The following is a 15,197-nucleotide window of genomic DNA, read 5'->3' on the forward strand; positions in this document are numbered from 1 at the left end:
ACAGGGAAAGCTCAGAACCGCTTTTGCAGCCACGTCACCGAATGGCCTCCTTCGAGGCCTTTCAGCGTGCCGATCTCGGTATAACCCTGTTTCAGGTATAGCTTGAGCGCTTCCGGGTTCATCGTGTCGATATAGGCGCCGATCGCGCCGCGAGCTTTGGCTTCGGCTTCGGCCATGTCGAGCATGCGGGCGCCGAGGCCCTGGCCGCGCAACTCGTCCGGCACATAGAGCATCGAGATATAAAGCCAGCCGCGGCCGGTATAACCTGTCAGCCCGCCGATCAGATTGCCGTCCCCGTCATGCAGCGGCACCGCCAGTTCGCGGCGGTTGCTGGGGCCGAACGTTGCGGCATTGTGGGTCATCAGCCGTTCGAGGATGAAATCCTCCTCGTCGGCGTTCATGCCTTCGGTGAGTTTCAGGTCGATATCCATGCGGCGCTTCTTCGTCCCCATTTTTCGGAGCGAATGGATAACCTACAGAGCTTTCCTGAGGAAGGTGCGGGTGCGGCCCTTCGGAAATTCCGGCAGTTCCCCGAAGACTTCGTAGCCCTGGCGCATATAGGCCTTGCGGGCGAGCGGGCTGAACGTGTCGATCCAAGCGCCGTGGCAACCGCGGGCGCGGGCTTCCTCTTCGGCTTGGCTCAGCAGCTTGCCGGCCATGCCTTCACCCCGCAATGTTTCCGGGACGAAAAGCCATTGGGTGAAGAGCCAGCCCCAGGCGGTGTAACCGGAAAGCCCGCCGATCACCTTTTCCTCCACATCGCGGATCAGCACGGCGAGCGGCTTGCGCTCGGATGGGCCGACATCGGCGTCGTTGAAGGCGGTCAGTCCTTCGCCGATCACGGCCAGTTCCTCGGGCGAGGGCGAGGCGGTCACATCAAGCTGCGTCATATGTCAGCGACCCTCGCGCCACCACATCGCCGCGACCGCGAAGAGCAGGGCGGAGAGGCCCGCGAAACCTGCAAACAGCGGCAGCGTGTTGATGCCGCGCAGCACCGTCTCGTCGGTCATGCGGATGACCATGCGGTTGGGATCGTTGACGCGCACTTCGCCGCGAACCGGAAGGATGTCCGGCAGCGAGATGCCATCGCCTGAGGCGACGCGGGTCACGAGGCCACGGGTCTTGTCGGCATAGGGTTTCAGCGTGCTCTCGGTCGAGATCATCGCCTTGAATTCCGGCGCATCCACCGTGCCGACATGCACGAGCGTCGAGAACTGGCCGTTGGTGACCTCGAACAGGCCGGTCTCTTCCATGCGGCGTTCCAGCCGGTACTGGCCGGGCCCGGCGGCCGTCATCGGCACGGTCTCGGTGCGGCCGGATGGATATTTGATCGTTGCGGGGCCTGGATCGTCGCCGATCGTCTGGCGGGTCGCCTCGAGCGTGCGGCCGACGGCGCGGGCGGTCAACGCTTCTTCTTCCAGCTCCGGTTCCTTCATCAGCCAATGGGCGATGCGGCGATAGAGCGACACATGCGGGCCACCGCCTTCGAAACCGCGAGCCCAGAGCCAGCCCTGGTCGGAGAGCAGCATGGCGACGCGGCCTTCGCCCTGGCGGTTGAGGACGAGCAACGGGCGGTCGCCGTCGCCTTCCATGACGGTCTGGCCGTGCGGCGTGTCGACGTCGATGGTGCGGAACCAGCGGCCCCAGGCAGGCGGGTTCGAGTTGGAGCCGTCGAGGCCGCGGGTCACGGGGTGCTTTTCACCCTCCGGCGACAGATGCGGATAGAAGGCGGCGCTGTGGATTTCGCCGGTCGGGGCCGCCGGCAGGACCTGTTCGAGCGGCGTGGACGCGATCGAATCCTCGCCGGCATGTTCGGGGCCAGCGGCGATCAGCAGCGCGCCACCATTGTTCACGTACTGGGCGATGTAATCGTAATAGAGGATCGGCAGCACGCCGCGATGCTTGTAGCGGTCGAAGATGATCAGGTCGAAATCCTTGATCTTCTCGACGAACAGTTCGCGGGTCGGGAAGGCGATCAGTGACAATTCGTTGATCGGCGTGCCGTCCTGCTTTTCCGGCGGGCGCAGAATAGTGAAGTGGACGAGGTCGACCGAGGCATCGGACTTCAACAGGTTACGCCAAGCGCGCTCGCCGGCGTGCGGTTCGCCGGAGACGAGCAGGACGCGAAGGTTCTGGCGGATACCGTCGATCACGTGGACGGCGCGGTTGTTGGCGGTCGTCACCTCGCCCGGAAGCTCGGCGACCGAAAATTCCATGACGTTGTTGCCGCCGCGCGGAACCGTGAAGGAGAAGGGCGTCTCCTGGCCGGGCGTGGCGCGCAGCGTCGCCGTCTGCTGGCCGTTCATGCGCACGGTCACCTGCGCCGGTCCGCCGCCGGTGCGACCGTCGTCGAAGACCCGCAGCGTCAGTTCCTGTTCCTCGCCCACAATGCCGAAGCGCGGCGCGCGGACCACCTCGACGCGACGGTCGAACTCGTCCGGCTTGCCGGTGATCAGGCCGTGGACGGGGGCGTTGAAGCCGAGGTCCTGGTTGATGCCCGGCAGGTCATGGATCTGGCCATCGGTCAGGAAAACCGCCCCGCCGATACGGGCCGGCGGCACGTCTGATATCGCCGAACGCAGGGCAGTGAAGAGCTTTGTCGAGGGCGTGTCGGTATCGCCGTCGTCGTCGACCTCGACGATACGCGTCTCGATGCGCGGGTAACGGGAGAAGCGGTCCTTGAGGCTTGCGAGCGCCTCGTCGGTCTGTTGCTTGCGCTGGGCGGTATCCTGGCTCTGCGAGCGGTCGACGATGACTGGCACGACGGTCGAAAGCTGGTCGCGGTCCTCCTGCAGCAGCGTCGGGTTGGCGAGCGCCAGGAGCAGGGCGGCGAGCGCCAGCGTGCGCAAGGCGGCGCCGCGAATGCCGCGCCAGAAGGAGAGGCCCGCGAGGATCAGCGCGAAGACGCCGAGTGCGGCCAGGATCGGCCAGGAGAAGAAGGGGGCGAATTCGATGGTCATGAGGATTTCCCTCTATGGGCCAGAAGCGTTGCGCAAGGTTCGCCCCTCACCCCGCCTCCGCTTCGCTCGGCGCACCCTCTCCCCGCAGGCGGGGCGAGGGGGAACGGCGACCGTGCGGCATATCCCTTCTCCCCGCATGCGGGGAGAAGGTGGCGGCAGCCGGATGAGGGGCTAAGGACCATGGCGACGTTTTCCCTCACTGCCCAAGCCGCTCAAGCAGCGCCGGGACATGCACCTGGTCGGCTTTGTAATTGCCGGTCAGCATGTACATCATGATGTTGACGCCGGAGCGATAGGCATATTCGCGCTGCATCTCGTCCGGGGGCACTGTCGGCAGAACCGGCGCACCCTGGCTGTCGACAGCCCAGGCGCCGGCGAAATCATTTCCGGTGATCAGCAACGGGGTCACGCCGTCGCCGCTGGAGGAGAGCTGGGCGCCGGTGTTTTTCGCTTCCTGCCTTGCCTCGACCCAAAGCGGGCTGCCGGTATAACGGCCGGGGAAGTTGGTGAGCAGGTAGAAGGAGCGGGTCAGCACGTGATCGGTCGGCGTCGGCTCCAGCGGCGGGATGTCGATATTGGCGAGGATCGCCTGCAGGCGCTCGCCATTCGGCGTGGTACCACCTCCGCCGAGCGACGAATATTGATCGCGGGTGTCGAAGAGGACAGTGCCGCCATTGCGCATATAGGCGTCGATGCGGGAGATCGCCGCTTGGCTTGGCATCGGTGCCGTGGCGGAGATCGGCCAGTAGATGATCGGGTAGAAGGCAAGCTCGTCCTTGGTGATATCAAGGCCGACCGGGGCGCCGGGTTCCAGCGTCGTGCGGTAGGTGAGGAACTGGCTGAGACCTTCGAGACCCTGTTCGGAAATGCTGTCGACATCCCGTTCGCCTGTCACGACATAGGCGAGGTGGGTCGTGTCGAGCCGTTCGAGGATCTGCTCGTCACCGGGCTTGGCGCCGGCACCGGGTTCCATTTTCTGTGCCTGCGATTGACCGGGCGTTAAGGCGAAGAGGCCGAAAGCGAGGGCGGCGATCGCTGCTGCGGCAGCACCGCTCGGCCTGCGGCGTCCGCCGGAACCACGCGAGAAGGCGCCGTTCATGAAGAGTACCACAAGGCTGTCGAGGATCAGCAGCGCGAAGGCGGCGGCGAAAAGGGCGGGGCGCAGCGACACGGCTTCGCCGCCAGCCAAGCCTTCGCGTACCAGCGGCCTGCCTGCCGTGGTCGGGTCGAAGCGGGCGATGACGGTTTTCGGCGCCAGCAGGTTGACGGCGGTGAAACCGTCCTCGGTACCGTAAAGGCCCGGTGGATGGTCGAAACTCGCGACCGGCACCTGGTTCGCGGCGATCGCGATCGGACGGGCCGTGCCGGTTTCGGTGGTGAGGACGCCGTCCGCGGTCAAAAGCCGGTAGGGAGCAAGTGTCGCAGCGGCTCCCTCTGCTGCCGCGCCGGACGCGGCACCTCCTGCGCGGGCGAGTTGGACCAGGCGGCGGAGCATCTCGACGAAATTGCCTGACAGCGGCAGGTTCGACCAGGTCGCCTCGGCGCTCGTATGGAACAGCACGATGCGGCCGGCCTCGACTTCCTTTTCGGTGACGAGAGGCGTGCCGTCTGAGAGGCTTGCCCAGGTGCGTTCGGCAAGGTCCGGCGTCGGTTCGGCAAGAACCTGGCGGGTGACGGTGATGTCTGTGGCGCGCGGCATACCGGCGAAGGGGCCGAAGCTCGGGAAATCGGCGAGCGACTGCGGCTCCGACCAGGACATGGCGCCGCCGAGCGCGCGTTCACCCTGGCGCAGGATCACCGGCACCAGCGGATCGTCGGCGGGGGCGGCGGCAAGCCGCGGGCCGGCGAAGCGGATCAGCGTCCCGCCTTGAGCGATCCATCGCTGCAGCGGTGCGTAGGTCTCGGCCGGCAGGCGGCCGACATCGGCAAGGATGATTGCGGAGGGGTTGCCCTGCAGGATCTGCGGGATGGCAACCGAAAGATCGGCGGTGTTCGGCTGGATGACGTCGGCATAAGGCAGGAGCGCGCGGCTGATGTAATAGAGCGGCTGCAGCAGCGGCTGGAAGTCGCTGCCGCTTTCGCCGGCGAGAAGCGCGATGCGGCGGCGCTTGAAGCCATCGTCGAGCAGGTGTGCCGCGCCGGCGGTGGCCAGCCCGTCGATGCTGAGGCGCGCGAAATCGTTGCGAAGCTCGAACGGCGAGGTGATCTCGGCCGTGGCCGTCGCAGCACCGGCTGCAAACTGCAGCGTGCCGGAGGCGAGTGCGCGGCCCTGTGCGTCGAGCGCGTTGACGTTCATCTGCTGTGCCGCCGCGGTCGAAAGGCGTGTCGCGGTCACCGACATGGCGGCGGCGTTATTGACCGCGTCGGTCAGCGCCACGGCGCTATGGCCGTCGCCTTCGATCAGGCGCATTTCTGCGGGCGACAGGGCGGCGAATGTCGACATGGCCTCGTTGTCGCTGGCGGCCGCCATGCCGTCGGAAAGGATGGCGAGCGTGCCGGGACGGGTGGTGTTCATGGCCTCCCTGACCGCCTGGGCAGCGCGGGCGCGATCGGGAACCAGCGGCTTGGGGTTGGCCGCCGTCAGCTTGTCGCGGGCGGCGGCGGCGGTTCCGGGTACTGCCTCATGGCTGGCATCGGCGGTAAACGTGATTGAGACCGGCACGTCGGCGCTTTCGGCGTCGTCGATCAAAAGGTTGGCGGTCTGGACGCGGCGTTCCCAGTCGGCAGCGGTCGCCCAGCCGTTGTCGACGACGAGCACCAGCGGGCCGCCTGCATTCAGGGAATTGGCGCGCGGGTTCATCACCGGATCGGCGATCGCCAGGATCACGGCGGCGGCGAGAAGCATGCGCAGCAGCGTCAGCCACCAGGGGCTCTTCGAGGGCGTTTCCTCGCGCTTCAGGACCGTCGCAAGGATCCGGAGCGGCGGAAAGACTTCCGCCTTCGGGCGCGGCGGGGTGAGCCGCAGCAGCCACCAGATAACCGGCAACGCGATCAGACCGAAGAGAATGGCGGGATTGGCGAAAATCAGCGCGCTCATGACCTGTCTCCGACCGGTTTCGGTGACGGCATGCCGGAAAGATAGCTATGCACGGCGACCAGCGCCTCGGAGGCGAGATGATCGGTCCGATGGAAAACGAAGCTCCAGCCGAGGCGGCGCAGTGATTCACCCAGCGCATCGCGACGGGCGAAATAGGCGCGCTGATAATCCTCGCGGATCATCTCGGCGCGGCCGGAGACGAGCTTTTCGCCGGTTTCGGGATCGGTAAACTCGGTGCGGCCGGTATAGGGAAAAATTTCCTCGGCCGGATCGGCGATCTCGACCACGTGGCCGCGCAGGCCGCGGCGGCCGAGCGGGGCGATGCGCTCCATCACCCGATCGGCGTCGTCGAGGAAATCGCCGATCAGCACGATGTCGCTATGGCCGCGGATCATCGCGGTTTCCGGCAAGCCAGTTGTCAGCGGCGCGTGCATGATCGCGGCGGCGAGCCGCTCGGCGGCGTTGCGGGCCGATACCGGTTCCATGATGCCGGGGCAGCCGATGCGCTCGCCGGACCGGGCAAGGATTTCGGCCAGCGCCAGCATCAGCACCAGCGCCCGGCTTTCCTTGGAAGCGATGGCAAGCGTCGACTTGTACATCATCGACGGCGACATGTCGGCCCAGAGCCAGACGGTGTGGGCGGCTTCCCATTCGCGCTCGCGGACATAGGTATGGTCGTCGCGGGCGGAGCGGCGCCAGTCGATGCGAGACAGGCTTTCACCCTCGGCATAAGGGCGGAACTGCCAGAAATTTTCGCCGACGCCGCGCTTGCGGCGACCATGCCAACCGGCGATCACCGTGTTGGCGATGCGCTTTGCTTCCACCATGCAATCCGGCACAAGCGTCGCGCGGGCCTGGGCTCGGGAGAGGAGTTCGCTACTCGGTGTCTGCTCTACGATCTGGCCAATGGTGGAAGCCACGCATTATCCTTTCTAGCCGGCGGACTTAGCCGCGGGCCTGCTTCACCAGGCCGGCGATGACGTCGCGCACCGACATGCCTTCGGCGCGGGCCGCAAACGTCAGCGCCATGCGGTGTTCAAGCACCGGTTCGGCAAGCGCGTAAACGTCGTCGAGCGACGGGGCCAGACGGCCTTCGTAAAGGGCGCGGGCGCGGGCCGTCAGCATCAGCGACTGGCCGGCGCGCGGGCCGGGACCCCAGGCGACGTGTTTGTCCGTATGAGCATTACCGTGGCCGGGGCGGGCGGAGCGCACCAGCGACAGGATCGCATCGACCACCTTGTCGCTGACCGGCATTTGGCGGATCAGCACCTGGATTTCCTGGAGCCGCGCAGCATCAATGACGCCCCGCGCCTTGGCTTCCGAAAGGCCAGTGGTTTCGAGCAGGATCTGCCGCTCGGCGGCGAGTTCCGGATAAAGCACGTCGACCTGCAGCAGGAAGCGGTCGAGCTGGGCTTCCGGCAGCGGATAGGTGCCTTCCTGCTCCAGCGGGTTCTGGGTCGCGAGCACGTGGAAGGGGGCGGGCAGATCGTAGCGCTGGCCGGCCACCGTGATGTGGTATTCCTGCATGGACTGCAGCAGTGCTGACTGGGTGCGCGGCGAGGCGCGGTTGATTTCGTCAGCCATCAGCAGCTGAGCGAACACCGGCCCCTTGATGAAGCGGAAGGAGCGGCGGCCGCTATCGTCGGTATCCATGACTTCGGAGCCGAGAATATCCGAAGGCATCAGGTCGGGCGTGAACTGGATGCGGTTGCCGCCGAGGCCGAGCACGGTGCCGAGTGTGGTGACGAGCTTGGTCTTGGCGAGGCCAGGGACGCCGACGAGCAGCGCATGGCCGCCGGACAGGACCGCCAGCAGCGTGTTCTCGACCACCTTTTCCTGACCGAAGATCACCTTGGCGACTTCGGCGCGAATGGCGGCGATGTCGGAAAGGGCCATTTCCGCGGAGGCGATGATGGCTTTCTCATCGAGGACGGTATCGGTGGAATTCATCAGGCCCATGTCGCTCTCCATCATCCAAACTGGCGGCATCCAAACTGGCTGGCATCCAGAACCTGCTGGCACTTAGAAACCGGCTGGCTTTTCCAGGCCGGGCTCATCGATATCCCGGCGGCGAATCGCTGCGTCGCAGCATCCGGCTTATCCGATCAAACTTATTCCCCGAAATATGGCTGACAAGCACGTATTGAATGACTATCTCGTGAGGAACAATTGCTTTGATGGATGCTTACGGTCGAACCGGGACTGAAAGATGGCAGCGCAAACGATAAATTCGGCATCCGATGCCGCAGGGCTTGCGGCGCTGATCTCGCGTGCTTCCGAGCAGAGCGGCGACGGAAAGCGTGGTTTACCGCCTGTCGAGCGGTGGAATCCGCCCTTTTGCGGCGACATCGACATGGAAATCCGTGCCGACGGGACATGGTTCTATATGGGCACACCGATCGGCCGCGCACCGCTCGTGAGGCTGTTTTCGACGGTGCTGCGCAAGGATGAGGACGGTCGGACCTATCTCGTAACACCTGTGGAAAAGGTCGGCATCCGCATCGCCGACGCTCCCTTCCTTGCGGTCGAGATGCAGGTCACGCAGCGTGAGGGCCAACAGGTGCTCACGTTCAGGACAAATGTCGGTGATGTGGTGGAGGCGGGGTCGGAACATCCCTTGCGCTTCGAGATTTCGGGCGAAAACCGCGAGCTTAAACCCTATCTCCTGGTGCGCGGCCGGTTGGAGGCCCTGGTCTCCCGTGCTGTCATGTACGATCTCGTGGAACTCGGCGAGGCGATCGTGATAGACGGAGTGCCGATGTTCTCCGTCCGCTCCGGAACGGAAATCTTTCCCGTGATGCCCGAGGCCGAATTGGACGCCTTATCCCAATGAGTGAATTTCCCCTTTTTTCGGCCGGCGATTTTCGCCGCCGGGCACTGAACCAGAATGGCGGGCCGGTCGATCACGCCTGGCGCGACCATGGCGATCATCTGCTCAATCCGACGCTCGTCGATCTCGCCGCGGGACTGAAGCTCAAGGATGCGGCCGTGCTGGTGCCTGTGGTCGACGACGGCGACGAAGCCAAGGTAATCCTGACGCAGCGGACATCGACGATGCGAAAACATTCCGGCCAGATCGCCTTCCCGGGCGGCGGGATCGATCCGGAGGACCGCTCGCCGGAACAGGCGGCGTTGCGCGAGGCGGAAGAGGAAATCGGCCTCGACCGTTCCTTCGTCGAAACGCTGTCGCGACTGCCGACCTATTATGCCGCGACCGGTTTTCGGATCACGCCGGTGCTCTCGGTGGTCAGGCGCGGCTTCGAGATCACGCCCAATCCGGCCGAGGTGGACGACGTCTTCGAGGTGCCGCTGTCCTTCCTGATGAACGCGGCCAACCACCAGCGCGGCAGCAGGGAATGGGACGGCACGGAGCGGCATTTCTATGTGATGCCCTACGAGGAACGAAACATCTGGGGCATTACCGCGGGCATCCTGCGCACGCTCTACGAAAGGCTTTATGCATGACGAGTGTAGCCGACGAGGCCTGGTTCCGGGACCCGGCGCTGCAGCGCATCCTGACCCTGCTCAATGCCGACGGCGGTGAGGCGCGGGTGGCGGGCGGCGCGGTGCGTAATGCACTGATGGGGCTTCCCGTCGCCGATGTCGACGTCGCCACCACGCTTGTCCCGGAAAAGGTGGTCGAGCGGGCGGTGACGGCCGGTATCAAAGCCGTGCCGACCGGTTTCGAGCACGGCACGGTGACGCTGGTCATCGGAGGCCACGGGTTCGAGGTCACCACGTTGCGCCGCGACGTCGAGACTGACGGCCGGCGGGCCAAGGTCGCCTTCGGCACCGATTGGCAGACGGATGCCGAACGACGGGACCTGACGATCAACGCACTTTATGCGGACGCTCAAGGTGCGGTGATCGACCTCGTGAAGGGGCTGCCGGATATCGAGACCCGCACCGTGCGCTTCATCGGCGATGCGGCCGAACGGATCGCCGAGGACTATTTGCGCATCCTGCGCTTCTTCCGCTTCTTCGCCCATTACGGTTCCGGCCGGCCGGATGCGGATGGCCTGAGGGCCTGCGCCCGCGCCAAGGACAAGCTTTCGACGCTTTCGGCCGAGCGCATCTGGGCGGAAACCAAGAAGCTGCTGTCGGCTGCCGATCCTTCCCGCGCGTTGCTGTGGATGCGGCAGGCGGGCGTGCTCACCGAAATCCTGCCGGAGACGGAAAAGTGGGGTATCGACGGCATCCACGGCCTCGTGGCGGCCGAGAAGTCGCTCGGCTGGACGGCCGATCCGATCCTGCGGCTGGCGGCGATCGTGCCGCCGGATGCCGAGAGGCTGGATGCGCTTGCTAAGCGGCTGAAGATGTCGAATGCAGAGGCTGCCAAGCTTGCGGCCTGGGCAAATGCGCCGGTGCTGCCGGACGAAGTGACGGATGTCGGGTTTGACCGGCTGCTCTACCGCCATGGTGCGGAGGGGCTGGTCATCCGGCTGAGGCTGGCCCTGGCGTCGGCGCGAACTGCGGCCGAAGGCGATCCGGCGGCGATGCGCAGATCCGCGCGGCTGTCGGTCTTGCTGAAGAGGGCTGAGGACTACGAGAAGCCGGTCTTTCCGCTCAGTGGTGCCGATATCGTCGCAGCCGGCGTGCCGGCCGGAAAACGGGTCGGCGAAATCCTGAAGGAATTGGAAGATTTCTGGGTCGAGCGCAATTTCGCTCCCGACCGGGCGGCGCTGACCGCCCGGCTGGAGGATATGATCCGCAGATCACTCTGACATCAGGCGTATCGCCGCTCTGACATCGGGTGTTTCGAAATCAGATACAGCCACTCCGATGCGGATGACCGACTTTGGTCGCGCCGGGCGTCAGGCCGCCGCCGCTCCGTTTTCGTCGCGAATGCGTGCCTTGATGTTCTCGACCATGTTTTCGCGGATGATCTCTTCGCCATGGACAGTGCGAAGATGTTCCACGGCGCGGCGAACCACTTCGGCGTCTTCATCGGCCCGGGTATGCCATTGGCAACCGGGGACGAGCGTACCGCATTCGAACAGTCGCATGATACTTCCTCCTATTGTCGTCGGACTGGAGGCGGGCGGACAGCTCCTCATATCCGCCGGCCCCAATCCCGATAACTCGAAAGCGACGACGCTGTTCCCGATGCTTATTCGGAAAACGCCCAGGCGTGGAAAACGGAAGCCTCTTCCTTACCCTTTTCCCGCGCCGTCTCGGTGTTGGCGGCCGACATGGCAACCGACTTGCCGGCAAGCTGGCGCCTTACCTGGTCCACATAAAAGGAATGGGGGAGTTCTCCGCCAGTTCTCGCGCGCATTTCCGTCGCGAGGCGGTCGATCATTTCAGCGGTATCAAGGGAACGGGAGTCCCTGTCCTTAGACGCTTCCGGCATGGGCATGCTATTCGGTGCCATCATGGCGATCCTCCTCCGGTACAACCAAAGGGACGCTACCACCATCGCACTGATTCCGATATCGCATTTGTTAAGGATGAGATATTAGGGCCGGTTTATACCCGATATCGTTAACTTTGTGGTTCTCGATCTAAGGCCACCTTACAACCGGAGGCAGTGACGAGAGGATGGACTCGACATTGCCGCCGGTCTTCAACCCGAAAATAGTGCCACGGTCGTAGAGCAGGTTGAACTCGACATAGCGGCCGCGACGGATCAGCTGTTCGTCGCGATCATGTTCCGTCCAGGGCTTGTTGAAGTTGGCCCGGACGATCCGCGGATAGACGAGGTTGAAGGCGCGTCCGACATCCTGCACAAACGCGAAATCCGCCTCCCAGCCGCCTTTTTCCGCGACCGGATGCAGCCAGTCGAAGAAAATGCCGCCGACGCCGCGCGGTTCATTGCGATGCTTCAGGAAAAAATAATCGTCGCACCAAGCCTTGTAGCGATCGTAGTCGGCGACCGCCTCGTGGCGTTTGCAGGTGATTTCCATGACCCGGTGGAAGAGGGTGGTGTCCGGATCTTCCTGGGTGCGGCGCCGGTCGAGGACCGGGGTAAGATCCGCGCCGCCGCCGAACCACTGGCTCGACGTCACCACCATGCGGGTATTCATGTGGACGGTCGGCACGTTGGGATTGACCGGATGGGCGATCAGCGAAATGCCCGACGCCCAGAAGCGTGGGTCTTCCTCGGCACCCGGCATCTGGCTGCGGAAATCGGCGGAAAACTCGCCGTGGACGGTCGATGTGTGGACGCCGACCTTCTCGAAGACGCGGCCTTCCATCATCGACATTCGTCCGCCTCCGCCCGCGCCACCATCGCGCAGCCAGTCCTTGGGTTTGAAGCGGCCGGGCTCCTGATCGGAGAGGGGGCCGGTCAGCTCGGCCTCGAGGCCTTCCAACGACGCGCAGATCGTGTCGCGCAGGCTCTCGAACCAGGTCCTCGCAGCCACCTTCTTGTCTTCGATGTCCTCGGGCAGCCCCTTGGGCAGTACCGGCCGTTCCATATCTCTATTCCTCTCGCCATCCCCTTGGCGCGACTCGCATTTTTCCGATCGGGAATTAGCATTTCTGGCTTTCGCGAACCATTCCATCGATTGTCGCGGGTGGAAAATGAGACTCGCAAAGCGTGTCGCCTGGCACTATCTTTAGCGCATAAACAGGTGCTGATCAGGGGCTTTCATGGCAAAGTTCACACCCCCGCCGCTCGACGGGCTGAAGCGCAGGATCGACCGCCACCGGCAGGAAAAAGCCGGCGAGCGCCAGGGCATGTTCGTGCGGCAGACATTTCAGCTCTCACGTGAAGAAGCGCGCGAGAAGGCGCGCGAGTGGTTTCACGAATTTCCGAAGGCCGCCTATTGGACCGAAGTGGAAAGCTGGCGCCAGCTCGAAGGCGACCAGATCGAATTCACGATGCGACGGCTGCCGACCGCGGATTGATCCGATCCATTATTGCGGATCTTCGTAGGTGTAGAGCGCGCACATTTCGGCGCTGCTCTTCGGTGGATTTCGCCCCGTAAACACGGCGATCGCCGACATTCCCTTGCCGGACGCCCAGTTGGCGACATAGGTGACGTCGCCCGATCCGCAGAGCTGATTACCGTTTTCAAGTTCCGGATCGGCCGGTTTCGCGACGCGATAGACCGATGCCGGCACACGTCTGCCATCCACCCGGAAATTATCGGCAACGAGGTCGGAGAATTCGAGGGATTCTTCGTTCTCGAAGGTGATGCTGAAATCGTCCAGCCAGACATCGCCGGTGACGCTCATCGCCGTCTTGCTGACCGCGGTATAATGCTCGGCTTCCTGGGCGTGGACGGACGAAGCCATCAGGACAAGGGCAGCAATGGTCATCTTGTAGCAAAGCAGATTGCGCATCTCGGTCCTTGATGGCTTGGGCTGGGAAGAAGAAGCTCGATTGCGGAAACATATGCGATCCCCGATGTTTGGCCCATGGGCTTCGATCGATTTGACATGTGTTTTTCAAAAGATGCTAAACGGGGGGGGCGGACCATCCGTCAGATGCCGATAGCGCTTAGGCGGCATCCTCCGCCTTGACGAGAACCGGGGTGAGTTCGAGGCCGAGGGCTTTCATCACCTTCAGGATCGTCGCGAATTCCGGATTTCCTTCGCCGCTCAGGGCAGTATAGAGCGCCTTTCGGTTCACTCCGACATTGCGGGCGAGTTTGGTCATGCCCCGCGCCCGCGCGACGATGCCGAGAGATCTCGCGATGAAGGCGGCGTCGCCCTCTTCGAATGCTGCCTTCATGAACTCTTCGATGCCCTCTTCGGTATCCAAATGTTCAGCGATGTCGAACGGATGCGTTTCCAAAGCCATCGGTCGTCCTTCCATTTCCGGAGGCGTTGTTCAGCAGGGTGTGACCCTCAGTTTAGAATAGGCCTATACGTGCAATCAATCCGTATCCACCTGCTCTTCCGCCTCCAGCAAAATCGGTCCCGCACCCTTTTCGCCAAGCATGTCGAGCGGATTCCTGAGCGGGCAGTCCTCCATCGACAGGCAGCCGCAGCCGATGCAGCCGGTCAGGTGGTCGCGGAGCGCCGTGAGGCTGGCGATCCTGTCGTCGAGCTGGCGTTTCCAGGTTTCCGATAGACGCTGCCAGTCCTTTGCCGTCAGCGGCCGGTCGTGCGGCAGGACAGAGAGCGCTTCGGCGATATCGGCAAGCGGTATGCCGGTCTTCTGGGCCACCTTGATGACTGCGACCCGGCGCAGCACGACGCGTGGATAACGGCGCTGGTTGCCACGGTTGCGGCGGCTCTGGATCAGTCCCTTGGTCTCGTAGAAATGCAGGGTCGAGACCGCCACGCCGCTGCGTGTCGCCACTTCGCCCACCGTCAGTTCCAGCTCCAGCCTGGCGCCCGGATTTTTCTTCATCATTGCTGTTGACCTCAATATTACTTGAGGTTTTATAGCAGAGGCTTCCTGAAAGAAAACCGGAGCCTAGGTCAATGAAGAAGAAAAACCCGTCTGCCGCAGCGCCTCGCCTGATATCATCGCCGCCGACATGGCGACGTTGATGGAGCGCTGGCCTTCGACCATGGGGATGAGGATACGGGCGTCGGCCGCCTCATGCACATGATCAGGCACGCCGGCGCTTTCGCGGCCGAAGAGCAGGATGTCGTCCGGCCGGAATTCGAAGCGGGTATAGGGCAGGGCGGCCTTGGTGGAAGCAAGCACGACACGCCGGCCGTTCTCCCTGCGCCATTCGTCGAAGCGCTGCCAGTTGACGTGGCGGGCAAGCGTGACGTCCGCCAGATAGTCCATGCCGGAGCGCTTCAGGTTCCGGTCGGAAATGTCGAAGCCGGCCGGCTCGATGATATCGACCGACAGGCCGAGGCAGGCGGCGAGCCGGAGGATCGTGCCGGTATTGCCGGGGATGTCCGGCTGGTAAAGGGCGATGCGAAGGCCAGGGAAGATGTCGCTCATATATCGTCCTTAAGCGAAGCCGGTGCCTGATCTCAAGCCCCATTCGGTGCAAGGCAGGGCTGTGACGATCTCGCAACAGGAAATTCCGGGATGAGTGGCCGGCATCGATTTGCCCTTTTCAATTCCTGCGCGAGCGGCTAAAAGGCGAGCGTAACTCAACGCCAACACAAGGAGGCCCACATGGATATGACCGTGCTCACGCGCCTCCGCTGCCGGATTTCCATTTTTCTGGCCTAGGCGTTTCGCGGTTTCACGCAAACCTTTCCCTCTCTGATCCGTTACGCGGCCGGCATGCGGCCGCGCCATACTGAATTTTCGCCGTCAGGCCCTTGGCTCGCACCAT

General features: G+C 63.8%; 17 protein-coding genes. 4 read left to right on the forward strand and 13 right to left on the reverse strand.

Going from position 1 to position 15,197, the window contains the following annotated elements; genetic code table 11:
* Positions 1 to 11: 11 nt before the first annotated feature.
* The 6 genes from AC1DLT_RS26905 to AC1DLT_RS26930 all read right to left on the reverse strand — a co-directional run bounded on the left by AC1DLT_RS26905 (position 12) and on the right by AC1DLT_RS26930 (position 7,956).
* Positions 12 to 431: a GNAT family N-acetyltransferase gene (locus AC1DLT_RS26905; protein WP_080719186.1), complete on the reverse strand. Its 420-nt coding sequence runs from the start codon at positions 429 to 431 to the stop codon at positions 12 to 14.
* A 42-nt stretch (positions 432 to 473) separates the two neighbouring features.
* On the reverse strand, positions 474 to 890 hold the full coding sequence (locus AC1DLT_RS26910) for a GNAT family N-acetyltransferase (RefSeq protein WP_477482973.1): 417 nt from the start codon (positions 888 to 890) through the stop codon (positions 474 to 476).
* Between the two features lie 3 nt (positions 891 to 893).
* Positions 894 to 2,960 carry a hypothetical protein gene (locus AC1DLT_RS26915; protein ID WP_477488778.1) on the reverse strand — a complete coding sequence of 689 codons (2,067 nt, stop codon included), beginning with the start codon at positions 2,958 to 2,960 and terminating at the stop codon, positions 894 to 896.
* A 196-nt stretch (positions 2,961 to 3,156) separates the two neighbouring features.
* Complete coding sequence (locus AC1DLT_RS26920) at positions 3,157 to 5,997, reverse strand: DUF4159 domain-containing protein (protein WP_477488779.1); 2,841 nt, start codon at positions 5,995 to 5,997, stop codon at positions 3,157 to 3,159.
* The gene (locus tag AC1DLT_RS26925; protein ID WP_477488780.1) at positions 5,994 to 6,917 is read right to left on the reverse strand and encodes a DUF58 domain-containing protein; all 924 of its coding nucleotides are present in this window, start codon (positions 6,915 to 6,917) and stop codon (positions 5,994 to 5,996) included. Before AC1DLT_RS26925 ends, AC1DLT_RS26920 begins: the two co-directional genes overlap by 4 nt.
* 25 nt (positions 6,918 to 6,942) lie before the next feature.
* Entirely contained in the window at positions 6,943 to 7,956 is a 1,014-nt protein-coding gene (locus tag AC1DLT_RS26930; protein WP_038544267.1) for an AAA family ATPase, read from the reverse strand.
* Positions 7,957 to 8,206: 250 nt separating this feature from the next.
* Here AC1DLT_RS26930 and AC1DLT_RS26935 point away from each other — a divergent pair, with 250 nt between their 5' ends.
* Genes AC1DLT_RS26935 through AC1DLT_RS26945 form a run of 3 tightly spaced genes read left to right on the forward strand, consistent with a single transcriptional unit; the run spans position 8,207 to position 10,721 of the window.
* Complete coding sequence (locus tag AC1DLT_RS26935) at positions 8,207 to 8,830, forward strand: DUF1285 domain-containing protein (RefSeq protein ID WP_477488781.1); 624 nt, start codon at positions 8,207 to 8,209, stop codon at positions 8,828 to 8,830.
* Positions 8,827 to 9,462: a CoA pyrophosphatase gene (locus AC1DLT_RS26940; RefSeq protein WP_247136928.1), complete on the forward strand. Its 636-nt coding sequence runs from the start codon at positions 8,827 to 8,829 to the stop codon at positions 9,460 to 9,462. The genes AC1DLT_RS26935 and AC1DLT_RS26940 overlap by 4 nt, the downstream gene beginning before the upstream one ends.
* A complete protein-coding gene (locus AC1DLT_RS26945) occupies positions 9,459 to 10,721 on the forward strand; it encodes a CCA tRNA nucleotidyltransferase (RefSeq protein WP_477488782.1) in 1,263 nt (420 codons plus the stop codon). The genes AC1DLT_RS26940 and AC1DLT_RS26945 overlap by 4 nt, the downstream gene beginning before the upstream one ends.
* Before the next feature lie 90 nt (positions 10,722 to 10,811).
* On the opposite strand, the gene AC1DLT_RS26950 is transcribed toward AC1DLT_RS26945, so the two are convergent.
* From AC1DLT_RS26950 to hemF, 3 genes are all read right to left on the reverse strand, one after another.
* On the reverse strand, positions 10,812 to 11,003 hold the full coding sequence (locus tag AC1DLT_RS26950) for a DUF1059 domain-containing protein (RefSeq protein ID WP_037076377.1): 192 nt from the start codon (positions 11,001 to 11,003) through the stop codon (positions 10,812 to 10,814).
* 104 nt (positions 11,004 to 11,107) lie between these two features.
* The gene (locus AC1DLT_RS26955; protein ID WP_247036642.1) at positions 11,108 to 11,374 is read right to left on the reverse strand and encodes a hypothetical protein; all 267 of its coding nucleotides are present in this window, start codon (positions 11,372 to 11,374) and stop codon (positions 11,108 to 11,110) included.
* Between the two features lie 127 nt (positions 11,375 to 11,501).
* Positions 11,502 to 12,416 (reverse strand): oxygen-dependent coproporphyrinogen oxidase, encoded by a 915-nt coding sequence (gene hemF / locus AC1DLT_RS26960; protein ID WP_477488783.1) that lies wholly within the window; start codon positions 12,414 to 12,416, stop codon positions 11,502 to 11,504.
* A gap of 175 nt (positions 12,417 to 12,591) precedes the next feature.
* Between hemF and AC1DLT_RS26965 the strand changes: the two genes are divergently transcribed.
* The gene (locus tag AC1DLT_RS26965) at positions 12,592 to 12,849 is read left to right on the forward strand and encodes a hypothetical protein (RefSeq protein ID WP_037076370.1); all 258 of its coding nucleotides are present in this window, start codon (positions 12,592 to 12,594) and stop codon (positions 12,847 to 12,849) included.
* 9 nt (positions 12,850 to 12,858) lie between these two features.
* Here AC1DLT_RS26965 and AC1DLT_RS26970 read toward each other — a convergent pair whose 3' ends face one another.
* The 4 genes from AC1DLT_RS26970 to AC1DLT_RS26985 form a co-directional block, all read right to left on the reverse strand.
* Complete coding sequence (locus tag AC1DLT_RS26970) at positions 12,859 to 13,287, reverse strand: hypothetical protein (protein ID WP_477488784.1); 429 nt, start codon at positions 13,285 to 13,287, stop codon at positions 12,859 to 12,861.
* Between the two features lie 157 nt (positions 13,288 to 13,444).
* Entirely contained in the window at positions 13,445 to 13,747 is a 303-nt protein-coding gene (locus AC1DLT_RS26975; protein ID WP_477488785.1) for an addiction module antidote protein, read from the reverse strand.
* A 75-nt stretch (positions 13,748 to 13,822) separates the two neighbouring features.
* Positions 13,823 to 14,302, reverse strand: coding sequence for a redox-sensitive transcriptional activator SoxR (soxR, locus tag AC1DLT_RS26980; RefSeq protein ID WP_477488820.1), 480 nt, complete (start codon positions 14,300 to 14,302; stop codon positions 13,823 to 13,825).
* 66 nt (positions 14,303 to 14,368) lie between these two features.
* The gene (locus AC1DLT_RS26985) at positions 14,369 to 14,854 is read right to left on the reverse strand and encodes a tRNA (cytidine(34)-2'-O)-methyltransferase (RefSeq protein ID WP_477488786.1); all 486 of its coding nucleotides are present in this window, start codon (positions 14,852 to 14,854) and stop codon (positions 14,369 to 14,371) included.
* Between the last annotated feature and the right edge of the window lie 343 nt (positions 14,855 to 15,197).

The sequence above is a fragment of the Neorhizobium sp. 05N33 genome (assembly GCF_056397445.1).